We start from the raw sequence: 12939 nt of genomic DNA, 5'->3' as shown, positions 1-12939 counted from the left end.
TGTTCCGCTCCGGAAACTCGACGGGCTCAGGGTCTTGCTTCTAAAGGGCGGATGCCGCAACTTCGGAAGGCTCGAGAACGATTCTCTCCCCCTCCTCGAGCCCTTCGAGCACTTGCATATAATCCGAATTCCTCTGACCGACTTTGACCTCGCGGCGCTCGATGCTTCCCGCGACAATGACGTAGCAGACCTCCTGGCCGTTCTCGACTGTGATCGCGACAGGCGGGAGAACCAGGACTTCGGGCAGCCTCGACGTGATGATCTCGATCTCGGCCGACATCCCGGGACGCAACCCACTTGGAATCGTATCGAGGCGCACCAGGGCGAGGTAATACTTGACGTCCCCCGCCCCCGAGTTCTGATCGAGCAGAGGCAAACGAGACACCGACGTCACGCTTCCCTCGGCGGAGCGGCCTCGAAGGGCTTCAAAGCGAATTCGGGCGGGCATGCCGACCTCGACTCGGTCCACAACGGTTTCGTGGACCATCGTCTGGACTTCCATGCGGTCCAGGTCCGGCAGATAAAACATGCGTTGACGTTGACGTACCGACGCCCCTTCCCAGATTCGCTGCGGCTCGCCCGGCTCGTTCGCATAAATCACAAAGCCGTCATTGGGCGCACGCATCGTACAGCGCTTGACCTGTTCCTCGAACAAGGCGAGCCGATCCTGCTCCAACTTCAGTCGGGTCGACTGGTAGCCTAGATTGGCCCTCGCGCCCTCGACCTGGCTCTGGAGCGAGCGAGTGTCGCGCGGAAGGCTGTAACGTCGATAGTTTTGATACGACATCTGAATTTGTTCGAGGCCGAATTTCAGGCGAAGTAGCGTCTCCTCCTCCCCGGAAACCTGGCTCAGCGAAGCGTAACCTTTCGTCAGCATGCGCTGGGCCCAGGCCAGGCGATCTTCCTGCCGGGCGAGTCCCGAGGTATTCAAGGCGACCTGTCCCTCGAATTCCTGCTCGGCTTGACGGACACTCCCCTCCAGATACGACTTGAGGTTGATTTCGGCAATCTCCAGGTTGAGCTGGGCCTGGCGATGCTCGGCCTCTGCCTTTTTCACGCCGATCAACTGCCGGCGAACCAGTTCCTGATAGTCCGCTGAGTCAAGCTCGCAGAGCAAATCCCCTTTCTTAACAACGGATCCGTCGGGGATCAGGCTGAGGATCGTCGACGAACCATTCGAGGTGACGACGCCGCCGCCACCCGGACTTATCAGCCGCTCCAACGTACAACGAATCTCCGAATTATTCATACTCGCCGCGCGTCCCGCCGCCGTAATCGACGTACTGAGCCAGTCGACGCGCCGAACCGGCACCGACTGGAACTTTTCCGAAGGATCAGCCTTCCGGCGGTCCCAACGGAAATCGGGTGATGACGGGGTAACGAGGGCGATAAAAACGATACAGACTGCAAAAACGGTAACCTTCGACCCTAGGGTCCAACTCGACCATCCTCGTAGCATCGAAGAATTTCCTCGTGGTGAATTCCCTCTGCCCCAAGGGCTGTCTCCGACCGACACCACAACCATCGCGCCGGTCCCCAATCTCGGAGCATGACCTCGCTCCGCTTAAGGGAAGTAGGCGGCAAACCATCGCTCGTTTGCCCTTCTGGTTTCGTGATCTTTCGAGAGACACTCTCAAGAGTGCTCGATGTCGTCGCCCCAGGTCAGGTTTCAACCACATCGACGCGCAACATCGAATTCTGCCAAGGGATCACGACGTGGCGCATCCGGCAAAATCAATCACATCGAAGCTTGAGCCGAGCCTGGCAAGAGTCACCCGAACGGCTCGGCTCCAGAGTAGGAAGGCCGGCCCGGCCATATCCCCTCAGGCGGGAACGCGCATGGATTCTCGCGTACGAGCCGACAACTCTTACGTCTGCGCCGCCCTCGCTGGAAAGCACCACGGCCCCACCAAGGAAAATCAAAGAACACCCATTCTCTTATCAACATCAGAGGATGTCGCGAATCACTTCCCCTCGACTGAGCGGGAATGGCCGCCCCAGCGTATCGCGAAACTCCGTCTGCGGCGAGTGGCCCAGGCAGTGGAAGATGGTCGCGGCCAGATCTTCGGGACCGACTTTCCCTTCGCGAGGGTAGGCTCCGAGCCGGTCTGACGATCCGAACACCTGGCCCCCGCGCACGCCTCCGCCCGCAGCGCCACCGAGAAAACCGAACCCCAATGACCTCGGCCGCCGTTCCCATCCAGCCGAGGGCTTCGGCCGAATTCGGCCATGCAAACCACCAGAGTTTCGTCGAGCAGGCCCCGGCTCTCCAGGTCGGTCACGAGGGCGCCGAAGGCCCGATCTGTGGGGGGCAACAAGACGTCCCTGAGTCGTGAGGCTTCGTTCGTATGACTGTCCCAGCAGGGGTTGGCGGGAGGTTCATCTGGTCCCCGGTACCAGTTGACCTGAACCAAGCGAACCCCTCGCTCGACGAGTCTGCGAGCCAACAAGACCCCCTGGCCAAATGGGGTCATCCCATATTGATTCCGGCTCGACTCAGGCTCGTGATCGAGCCGGAACGCTTGGCGGGCACGCGGAGAGTGGAGCAGGTCAAACGCCCGAACCGACCGCTCGTCCATTCGCCTCGCGACCGGGTCATGTTCAAGCGCATCGAACCCATGCTGAAGCCGGTCGAAAAGGTCTTTTCGACGCTCCATTCGAACCAGATCAATGTCGGCGGGCAAGTCGATTTCTTGGATCCGGTAGCCTGCCGAGGACAACCGTGCATTCAAGAGCCAAGGATCTTGAGAACGCCCCAAGAACCCGGCGTCCTGCCCTGGCCAGACGCTCCCATCCGTATTGACGATCCGGTTGGGCAGCGTGATCGACGGGGGCAGGTCTCCTCGAGTCGACCTGAGACGGCCGAGCATAGCGCCAAGGCTAGGTGCGTCGTTGGGAGGTCCCGGATTGGCATTCTCGAAATTCATCGGCTGATGAGGACGACCTGTGAGCATGTAATAGCCACTCGATGAGTGGGCATTATCTCTGGTGGAAACCGCGCGGAGAACGCAGATTTTATCGGCCACCGTCGCCGTCCTCGGCATCAGCTCACAAATCGAGAGGCCCGGAACTTTGGTGCTGATCGGACCGAATTCACCGCGGACCTCCGCCGGGGCGTCCGGCTTGGGGTCCCACGTCGAATGCTGAGGCGGCCCGCCCATCAGGAAGAGGAGGATGCAGGACTTCGCCCGGCCAAAGGTAGAGTCACCCAAGACCGGTGCAACCGAGGGGACCTCGGCCCCGGAGAGGTCGGCAAGGCTCAACCCCGATCCAAGAACTCCCAGTCCACCGATGCGGAGGATCTCACGGCGACTCCATCCGTCGCACAGACGAACCCCAGGGCCCAGCAATCGGAGCATGGACTCCTCGCATCTCTTGAAGGAATGGACCGGAGGATAACATTTGCTAAACATCATCCAACTTATCAGCCACTTCTCTCCGATTCAAGCGAGCGTGCCGCTGTCCTGCTCAAACGATCTGGCATTCCCTCATAAAGAAATCAGCATGAAATTCAAGTAACCACCGATTCAGACGACGCGCAACCGAGGCGAACAAGAACCTGAGCTTCGAGCGGATTGAAACGGAGGGCCCCCAGGCGATCACCGGGACTTGGTGAATGAATGGTCTCCGAAACGTTCCTCATCGGGCGCGTGGCACAGGTTTTGTTCGGTCCGATGCCGCCAGGGCTCGGTGATGCTGATTCCCTTGAATCCGTCCGTCAAGGATTCTCGACGGATGAGGAGTCTTGGTGGAGGTACTGCCAGCGATCGATCAGTTCGCGAAGTTCGCCAAGCCCATCGATAAAGTCGTAGGCCGACAGGTCGACCATTCCAACGCCCCGGGCCTGTTCGAAGACGCGGTTCCACTCGATGGATGGCACGGGCCCGCCAGTTTGAACCGGGGGGTCGTCGAGTTGGTTCGCGGCGGTGTCGACCCGCTCGCTCAATCCGTTCAGATCGGGCTCCTCGTCGACGGCCCATCCCGAAAGTCGCAAAACGCCCATCGCCATTTCCGTTTCGGAATCAGGCTCGTAGCGTGTCTCACAGTGGCCGGTGATCGTTGCCATCTTGGCCGCAGACTCGTCGTGAAGCCGTACGGGGCCGGCTTCCACCGTGGGGGCGATTCTCTCCTGTTCTTCGGCGGCGGGGGTGTCCGGCACCGGCGCGAGATCTAGCTCGTCCTCGATCTTCAGTTCACTGATAGGCTCGGTCTGAATCGAGGGGCAATCGCTGGCGAGGATAGTGGCATTCTCAGGCGCGATCGTCTCCAGCGGCTCCCGACTTTCGACGGTTTCAGGGCGGATCTCGGCCATGATCGGTGGCGCATCGGAAATCTTGGCCGGGGCGAAGGTGGCAACCTCAGGCTGAGCGGCTCCCGTTGGGTTGCAGCTCACTGCCTGTCCAAGATGCTGTTCGAGTCCACGGATGAAGCCGTCGAGGAATTCCTTCTTTTGTGGCTGGAAAAGACGGGTCGTGAGCCGACTTCGATCCTGCTTCGCCTTTTTGAGCCAGGCCTCGGCCAATTCCGGGGTGCATCGATAGAGGTTCTCGGCCTCGGAAGTTCCCTCGTAATAAGGCGTCATGGTTCGCCCTTAATAAAAAAAGCGGCAACCTCACCGCGATGCGGCGTGCGTTCACTTCAGTGCGTTCTCTTCAGAGTGATCGGCATCTCGCACGCAATTCTCGCGGATGGCTGGAAGTGACACGACAGCCTATTGTATCAAGTTTGCGGAGTACGAAGCCATTACCGCTTCTGAACCGCAAAATCAGAGGACAGGCGGGAACTCGGAGGTCCCCTCGATCAAGGCAAATTCAACCTTGGCGCCGAGCGCAGGATGGAGTCCTCGGCAGGTCGCGCCGAGCGCGGAGGCTTCGACCGAACGGGTCGGGGAGAGATCACCGGTGAAGACGATCTCGCTCCGGCATCCCCTTCGCCCTGCTTGTCTCCGCGTGTTGCCGGATTGAGTCGGGTCTCGGCATCAATCAAGAAAGCGCCGGCCGCGGCGACTCGCTCGCCGCCACGAAGTCCTTCGAGCACCGGGAACCGATCGCCCGACCGCGGTCCGAGCTCAACTCTCCGCCCCTCGTAAACCCCCGGCTCAGTTTCGACATAAACCACCTTGGCAATCCCGGTGTCGATGACTGCCGACTCGGGCACACTCAGCACTTCTTGGCTCGGCGGAGGCCCGAGCCGGGCCAGGTATCTGGCCGGATCCGCCTTCAACTTCGGCGTGCAGGCGCTGCAGCAGAGCCAGACTTTCCTCCCCTCCAGCTCGATGGCGATCGGTTCGCCCATCGAACCGAGCTTCGCGTGAGTGACCGGGCACTCGCTCGGTGGCGCGGCTGGGCTCATGACCTCTCGGAGTTGGGCGATCCGGTCGCGGAACAAGGGCGTCTCGGCGACCAAGGTCTTCAAGCTCACCGTGGCAAACATGCCGGGACGGAGTCCTCGGTCCTCGTTATCGAGCTCGTAGCGCACCTCGATCGTGCGAGTCGCCGGTTCGACTTGCGGGTGAATGACCGCAACCTTTCCCGTGAACCGGCGGCTGGGATCGGCGGGCACGGTGGCCTCAACCGACTGCCCGACGCGGACCAGCCCCATCTGATCCTCGTAAACGTGCGCCTTGACCCATACCGTCGAGAGGTCGGCAAGCTCAAATATCGCCTGTCCCTCAGTGATGTACTGCCCCTGGACCACGTTCTTCTTGACCACAACCCCTCCGATCGGGGCAATGACCGGTAGCCTGTAATCGGCTTCCCCGCGCGCCACGATCTCGTTGACCTGGGCCTGTCCCACCCCCAGTAGCTTGAGTTTGGCTTCGGCGAGTCGCACTTGTTCGAGCCCGTCCGGCACGACCGATCGACCCAAGGCAGCTTGCGCCCGAGCCGGCTCCCGACTCCCCCGTTTGGCCCGCAAGAGTTCCTGAATCGCCTGGGACAACTCGGGGCTGGAGAGTTCGCCCAGCGTATCGCCCGCCTTGACGGCCACGCCCGTGAAGCCCACCGAGAGTGACACGACCCGCGCCAACCCCTTAAGTTGGGACGCGATCTGAGCCCGCTTGCGCTCGTCGTATTCCACCGTGCCGACCGTCGTCAGCGTCTCGACCATCGGAGAATAACCGACTTCCACCGTCTGAATTCCCGCTTGACTGATCCGGAACGGGGCGAGTTGGATCCGCGCGGTGACTCCCTCGGCGAGAGTCTCCTTCGCCCCTTTCGCGCGCTTCGAGAGCGGCATGCCGCAGATCGGGCAACTCCCCGTTTGCTCGCGAACGACGTTCGGGTGCATCGGGCAGAAGCACTCCGTCAACGACAACGCCACATGCCTCTCAAACGAGGGCCGCGTCCACTTGTCGAAGTGATTCCAGATCGTATCCCAATAGGCGAATACGAGCCCGGTCACCGCCATCAATGCAATAAACCGAAGCCGCAGTTCGACCACCTTGACGATGAGGCGAAGCTTCTGCCAACGTGACTGCGGCACGAGTGACTCAGAGGCCCTTGATCCCGAGGAACCGGGTAAATCGAGTGAAGACATGTTATTTATCTAGCTCCCCACTTCGAGTATCATCCGGCCCTTGGGAATTCCCACCCAATCCGAACAAGCGTGAGACGCTCGCTTTTCAGGTGGGCACGGTCTGCTGATTTCTGAAGTCCAGGTTGGTCACGCCCATCAACTTCCGTTCGGTCGGCTTCAGCCGCTCGATTTTCCAGGTCAGGGCGGGCGACACGCCATGTGCGAGCGTCCGACGCGAACTCCTCAAGATCAGGGTGGCCTCGTAGGCTCGCGCTCTTCAAGCCTTTTTTTCTCGATCGATCGGTGAATGGCGGATTCACCCGTCGAACCGCCGCCATCGACTTTCCCAGGAATAACAAGCCTATCACTCATTAGGCGTACTCGGAGAATTCACGCCTACAAATTCGTTGGGCTTGTGAGCGAACGTGAAGTCAGGCCGAGTCGGCCGACAATTCTCACAAAAACTCGATCCACGGAATTCGGGATCAATCGATTATGCGGTTTGTACTCATGCCGAGCACCCGGACGATGTCCGATCCGGTTTGACATCACCGTGCGACACCCTGGCGATGAGATAGGAGATTAACGGCTACGACCGCCAAGTTTTCTGGTATTAACTCGGTTCACGGGATACGATCGAGTTGGCCGAGGTATCAGGTCGTACGGCGTCCTCACGCGAGTGAACGGCAGGGGATTGACCTTCGAGACGCTGGTCAATCGCCAGGCTTCGATGGGGATTCGCACCTGCCGAAAGAACGGGAGCAGAGGTGGTCGATTTGGTTCATCCTGATGCTCGAGTACGAGGGATCCAGCCTCGGTCACGCCGGTCGAATGCCTACTCTCGACCAAGGCGAATCCGACCTATCCGACATTAAAGGAATGCCCGGCATCCTCTTGTTCCTTCGATGAGTGGACCATTCCCACGTTGCAGGAACGGAACCCTTTGTTTCTCGGAGGCCTATTCATGTTGCGCTTTGCTCTGGTCGCTCTCGCACTGGTCTTACCGTCGACGGCCTGGACTCAGGAAGTGGACGCCAAGAAACTCGCGCAAGAGATCCTCGATAAAGGTTCCGCCCTGTACGACACCAAGGATGCGGCTGCCATGGCGGCGACCTACACCGAGAATGCCACAATCCACTGGTACTCGAAGAAGGATTCAGGAGAGATCGAACAGGGGCTCAAGAATGGGCGTGCCGAGATTGAAGGCCTCTATCACGACCTGTTCAAAGACCCGAACCAGAAATCGACGTCCAAGAACACCGTCGAGTTCGCCCGGTTCATTGCCCCCGACGTGATGATCATTCAGGGAGTCTTTCAGCCAAACTTGGCCAATACCGGAAAGTTTCCGTTCGTCCAGGTCAGGATCAAGGACGGAGATAAGTGGCTCATGAAAAGCCTTCAGTTCTTCGCCATTTCGCAAGACTAGCTTGGTATTGCCCTCGGGATGCGCATCGTTGGGGTGGCCCGGTTGTCCTGGCCACCCTTTGTTGCCTTGGGACCTTGGGCAGCCCGCTCGCATTCCTGGCTCGATAGAAGTGCTGGGGCTCTGGCTTTCATTGGTCGCTCCCGATCGCCAACCTGTCGGTGAATCGGATGACCTGATTCTGGTTCGGCACGTTCGCTTCAGCCTTGCCACTTCCCAGCAGTCCCGACCTTGAACTCGCTCGCTCTCTGGAGAATTCAGGAATGAATGCGACCACAAAACTCAGCTCGGGCGACGAGATGCCGCTGATTGGCCTCGGCCTCTGGAAGATCGATCGGGCGGACGCTGCGCGAGCCGTCCGCGAAGCGCTGCGCAGCGGCTACCGACATCTCGATAGTGCCTGCGACTACGGCAATGAAGCGGAAGTGGGGGAGGGAATTCGCCAGGCCATTGAAGAGGGGATCTGTCGTCGCGAAGAGCTGTGGGTCACCTCGAAGCTCTGGAACACGTATCATGCGAAGGAGCACGTCCGCCCCGCCGTCGAGCGAAGTCTGCGCGACCTCGGCCTCGATCATCTTGATCTGTACATGATCCACTTCCCCATCGCCATGGAATACGTCCCGTTCGAGAAGCAATATCCTCCGGGATGGATCTCGGACCATGCACATCCCGAGCGTGGAATGAAACTCGCCAAAGTTCCCGGCCATGAGGTCTGGGAGGCGATGGAAGAGCTCGTTCAAGCCGGGCTCGTGCGAAACATCGGTATCTGCAATTACAATACGGCGTTGCTTCGCGACTTGCTTTGCTACGCCAAGATTCGGCCCGCCGTCCTGCAAGTCGAGCTTCACCCCTACCTTACGCAGGAAAAGCTGCTGCGTTTCTGTCACGAAGAAGGGATCGCGGTGACCGGATTCTCACCGCTCGGAGCCCCCTCCTACGTACCTCTGGGCGCAGCGACCCTTGAGGAATCGGTGATGGAAGAGGACGTTGTGCGCGATGTGGCTCAGCGGCACGGCAAGACTCCCGCACAGGTGGTCCTGCGCTGGGGTGTGCAACGCGGGACATCCATCGTCCCCAAGACATCAAAGTTCGAGAGGATGATCGAAAATCGATCGATCTTTGATTTCGAGCTGACCGACGATGAGATGCGTTCGATCACCGCGCTAAATCGCAACCGCCGCTTCAATGATCCGGGGGTCTTCTGCGAAGCCGCATTCCACACGTTCTGCCCGATTTATGAATAAGGAAATCCAAGGGCTTCGAACATGAACGAGACACCGCTGCAAGTCTCTCCACTGTCCGTGCCGGGTCAGCAATGGCATGTAGGCGAGCCCTTCCCAATGGCCTGGGAATGTCGCTCGCCGGGCATTGGATTTGCGGCCATCGAAGCCTGGATCGGGGCGAATCGCGAGGAATTCTGTGACCAGGCGCACCGGCACGGAGCCGTCCTCTTCCGCGGGTTCCCGCTGACTACGGCGGACGATTTCGACCGGTTCGTTGCGGCCTTTGGGTTCGAGAATTTTCCGTATGAGGATTCGCTCTCGAATGCCGTGCGCGTCAACCGTACGCCTCGCGTGTTCACGGCGAATGAAGCGCCTCCCACAGTCGAGATCTTCTTGCACCACGAGATGGCACAAACGCCATTCTATCCGAGCCGGCTCTTTTTCTTCTGCGAGCAGCCGGCGGAGCAGGGGGGAGCGACTCCGCTCTGTCGGTCCGACCTGCTCTGGAGCCGCCTGGTTGAACGTTGTCCCGAATTTACTCGGGATTGTGTGGAGAAAGGGCTGAACTATTCCAACGTCATGCCCTCCTCAAACGACCCGAACTCAGGGATGGGACGAAGCTGGCAGAGCACCCTCCGTGCAACCAACCGCGAGGAGGCCGAGCAACGCCTCAAGAGCCTCGCCTATCATTGGGAATGGCTCGACGACGGATGCCTGCGCGTGACGACCCCCGTGCTTCCCGCCGTCTACAAGCTCGCCCCCGGCCGAAGCTCCTTTTTCAACCAGTTGATCGCGGCCTACTGCGGCTGGAAGGACGCTCGGAATGACCCCGCAAAATCGATCACCTTTGGCGATGGCACTCCTTTGGATGGATCCGCCGTCCGAGTGGCAATTGCGCTTGCGGATGAGCTGACATTCGACATCCCGTGGAAGCAGGGCGATGTGGCACTCGTGGATAACCTCGTCGCCATGCACGGCCGTCGGACTTTCTCTGGAACCAGAAAGGTCCTCGCGTCGCTCGCTTGTCCCAACACCTAACCCGACGAAGACAAAAGAGCTGGAGTTTCGGAGATGGCGAAGGGACGCCCCCGTGAGTTTGACGTTGATGAAGCCCTGGACCGAGCGCTTCATGTCTTCTGGCGCAAGGGCTATGAGGGGACGACCCTCCTGGACCTGACCGAAGCGATGAGCATCAACCGGCCCAGTCTGTACGCCGCGTTCGGGAACAAGGAAGAATTGTTTCGGAAGGCGTTCGATCGCTATGACGAGGAGCCGGCCGCTCGTCTGCGGGAGGCGCTCAGCCAGCCGACCGTGCATGACGTGGCCGATCGGCTGTTGCGGAAAACGGCCGACGCGCTCACCAATCCAGGCAACCCGCCAGGTTGTCTCGCGGTGCATGGCGCCCTCTCTTGCGGGGACGCGGCAGAACCGATCCGACAAAAACTGATCGCTCGCCGCGCCGCGGGGGAGACCGCCCTGCGCGAGCGATTCGAGCGAGCGAGATCGGAAGGAAGCCTGTCAGCCGACACCGACCCCGCCGACCTCGCTCGCTTTATCGTCACGGTCACCCAAGGGATGGCCGTCCAGGCGGCGGCGGGAGCAAGTCGCGACGAACTCCACCGGGTCGTCGAGCTGGCCCTGCGATGCTTACCCACCTGAATCAAACGACGCGTTCGCAGGCTCAATCTCTTCTCGTCGGCCTGGAGCGCCTTCCTTTGGAACGCCACAGGCTGCCGAAAGCCTGCGGCCGATCGTCGTGAGCTCGCTTGACCACAGGATTGGAGCGATCGAGCTCGGATGACTGCGGCCCACAACGGATTGTAAGCATCACCGCCCCGGTATGGCCAGCACAGGAAGTTGAGACCCGTCGACCTGCTATGGACAAGTGTACCGTAATCCGGTACGGTTGCGCCACGGATGACGGCGATCGAATCCACTGGTAATGAAGGAAGAACTCATGAGCTTCGGCACATCAATCCTGCCCGAATTCGACCAGGAGATGGCAAACACGCGGAAAGTTCTCGAGCGCATTCCCGATGACAAGCTCGATTGGAAGGCCCACCCCAAATCCAACACGATCGGCTGGGTGGGTGCGCACCTGGCTGAGATTCCGGGCTGGGTCCAGGGCGTCCTGGAACGCGAGACCTGGGACATCAACCCAGTGGGAGGCGAGCCTTATCAGACCATCAAGGCGAGCAGCCGGCAGCAACTTCTCGAGTTGTTCGATCAGAACGTTGCAACCGCCCGTGGAGCACTCGCATCCGCCACGGACGAAGCTTTCATAAAAGAATGGTCACTTCTTTCCCAAGGCCAGCCCATCCTGACCATGCCTCGCACCACTGTCATTCGGAGCCTGGTGATCAATCACACCATTCATCACCGCGCGGCACTCTGTGTTTATCTCCGATTGAACGACATCCCTGTCCCGGGAATGTACGGCCCCTCAGGCGACGAGTGACGAGCCGGTTGAGTCACAGCGAGCCGTGAAGTAGAAGCGCCCTTCGACGATCTTGTCAAAGGGCCTCTTCTCGGTACGATTGAGGCCAAATACAGCGTAACGCCCATTCGCACAACGTATGATCGACTTCACCCTTTTGCATCACTTTAACCACGGTCGAGTTCGACTCTCACGACCTGGCGCTGTCGGACCGGATCCCGCGAATGTGGCTTCAACCTCAAGGTGCCGGCCTCTCAGCCGAAGCATCGAGGCTTACCGTGGGTTGGGCCGAGAGGCGTGAGCGATCAAACCGTCTTGTGAGGGCTCCGAGCCTTCGTGGCACGCTTGGTCTTGGTGACGGGGGCGGGGTTCGCCTCCTGCCCAAGCGGCTTCCAACTGAGTTGAACGAGCGCTTGTCCGGTGATGGGATCCGTCGTCCCGAGGTCGACGACGTCGGTGAGTAACACCAGCACCGAATCGCCCCCCTTGACGTAAGAAGGCTGCTGACCCGCCCGGGACTGGGAGAGTGCAAAGAGAACCGTATCCCCGACCGCGAGGGACCCACCGGGGGGCAACGGGACAACGGCCCCGCAACTTCGGCCTCGCTCGATTTCGGAGATGCGCTGTTCGTTTGCCGGGTAGCTATTCATAAAGTGGTCCGTCCCAAGGTAAGAGTTCCAGTCATCGGTTTTGTCAACAATCGCCCGGCGGGCGTTTCTTTAAGACACGATAAAAACGGACTGAAAACAGACCAGGCCGTGAGCATCGAGCCGATTGGGTCCGGTCAAGCTCCGGTGCGATTCTACAGAAATAATCTTGAGTCGATCCATGTCGAGCACGATCGTCGTGCCCTCGGGTTCCGCGAAGGTGGCGATTTCGTCAGGATGACCTTGGCAGTGACCGTCGTGGCCTCGGCTCGAACGGGGCCAGACGCAGAGAGTCGCACCGTCAAACCCCGGGGTGGGAGCCAGATGACCAGGGGAAAGACCCCAGCCACTTCGAATCGCGTGGCGCGTGCTCCACCCGGACGGGAACCGCTCTAGGGATAGGGCATCAGCAGCCTATCGACTCTCGGAGTTTTTTTTGCGAGGTCGTGCAAGAGCCAACTTCCGTTGAAATCCCGATGGGCCAGGAAAGCTGCGAGCGAAAAACAAAGGAGGCCTGAGGCCGCATCAAGAAAACGTAACACTTCCGCGCCGATCTTCGTACCAACTAAAGCATACCAAAACCTCGAATCACTGGATAGAACGTCGCGGGTGTTGCTCAAAAACCGCCTCTGGCCCTCGCTGACTCGGCAACTATCCTCACTGGAATGTGCCTCACCTCGAGACATCGCCTGA

General features: G+C 59.9%; 10 protein-coding genes and 1 pseudogene. 5 read left to right on the top strand and 6 right to left on the bottom strand.

What is annotated here, in order from left to right:
* Positions 1 to 40: 40 nt before the first annotated feature.
* The 5 genes and pseudogenes from V5E97_RS33925 to V5E97_RS33905 all read right to left on the bottom strand — a co-directional run bounded on the left by V5E97_RS33925 (position 41) and on the right by V5E97_RS33905 (position 6763).
* Complete coding sequence (locus tag V5E97_RS33925; RefSeq protein ID WP_406695959.1) at positions 41 to 1312, bottom strand: efflux RND transporter periplasmic adaptor subunit; 1272 nt, start codon at positions 1310 to 1312, stop codon at positions 41 to 43.
* A 635-nt stretch (positions 1313 to 1947) separates the two neighbouring features.
* A pseudogene (locus V5E97_RS33920) lies at positions 1948 to 3161 on the bottom strand (DUF1501 domain-containing protein).
* Positions 3162 to 3718: 557 nt separating this feature from the next.
* Positions 3719 to 4582 (bottom strand): hypothetical protein, encoded by an 864-nt coding sequence (locus V5E97_RS33915; protein ID WP_406695958.1) that lies wholly within the window; start codon positions 4580 to 4582, stop codon positions 3719 to 3721.
* Between the two features lie 218 nt (positions 4583 to 4800).
* On the bottom strand, positions 4801 to 6483 hold the full coding sequence (locus V5E97_RS33910) for an efflux RND transporter periplasmic adaptor subunit (protein WP_406695957.1): 1683 nt from the start codon (positions 6481 to 6483) through the stop codon (positions 4801 to 4803).
* Between the two features lie 139 nt (positions 6484 to 6622).
* Positions 6623 to 6763: a hypothetical protein gene (locus V5E97_RS33905; protein WP_406695956.1), complete on the bottom strand. Its 141-nt coding sequence runs from the start codon at positions 6761 to 6763 to the stop codon at positions 6623 to 6625.
* Between the two features lie 717 nt (positions 6764 to 7480).
* Between V5E97_RS33905 and V5E97_RS33900 the strand changes: the two genes are divergently transcribed.
* The 5 genes from V5E97_RS33900 (at position 7481) to V5E97_RS33880 (ending at position 11620) form a co-directional block, all read left to right on the top strand.
* The gene (locus tag V5E97_RS33900; RefSeq protein WP_406695955.1) at positions 7481 to 7942 is read left to right on the top strand and encodes a nuclear transport factor 2-like protein; all 462 of its coding nucleotides are present in this window, start codon (positions 7481 to 7483) and stop codon (positions 7940 to 7942) included.
* Between the two features lie 260 nt (positions 7943 to 8202).
* Positions 8203 to 9183, top strand: a complete 981-nt coding sequence (locus tag V5E97_RS33895) for an aldo/keto reductase (RefSeq protein ID WP_406695954.1) — start codon at positions 8203 to 8205, stop codon at positions 9181 to 9183.
* A gap of 21 nt (positions 9184 to 9204) precedes the next feature.
* Positions 9205 to 10200 carry a TauD/TfdA family dioxygenase gene (locus V5E97_RS33890; RefSeq protein ID WP_406695953.1) on the top strand — a complete coding sequence of 332 codons (996 nt, stop codon included), beginning with the start codon at positions 9205 to 9207 and terminating at the stop codon, positions 10198 to 10200.
* 33 nt (positions 10201 to 10233) lie between these two features.
* Positions 10234 to 10821: a TetR/AcrR family transcriptional regulator gene (locus V5E97_RS33885; RefSeq protein WP_406695952.1), complete on the top strand. Its 588-nt coding sequence runs from the start codon at positions 10234 to 10236 to the stop codon at positions 10819 to 10821.
* Between the two features lie 298 nt (positions 10822 to 11119).
* On the top strand, positions 11120 to 11620 hold the full coding sequence (locus V5E97_RS33880) for a DinB family protein (RefSeq protein WP_406695951.1): 501 nt from the start codon (positions 11120 to 11122) through the stop codon (positions 11618 to 11620).
* A gap of 284 nt (positions 11621 to 11904) precedes the next feature.
* Here the strand turns inward: V5E97_RS33880 and V5E97_RS33875 are convergent, their stop codons facing one another.
* On the bottom strand, positions 11905 to 12249 hold the full coding sequence (locus tag V5E97_RS33875) for a hypothetical protein (RefSeq protein ID WP_406695949.1): 345 nt from the start codon (positions 12247 to 12249) through the stop codon (positions 11905 to 11907).
* Positions 12250 to 12939: the final 690 nt, after the last annotated feature.

It is taken from the genome of Singulisphaera photorubra (assembly GCF_045290345.1).
Taxonomy (GTDB): Bacteria; Planctomycetota; Planctomycetia; order Isosphaerales; family Isosphaeraceae; genus Singulisphaera.
The sequence above is the reverse complement of the archived record's forward strand: the minus strand, read 5'-3'. Positions and strand labels throughout refer to the sequence as shown.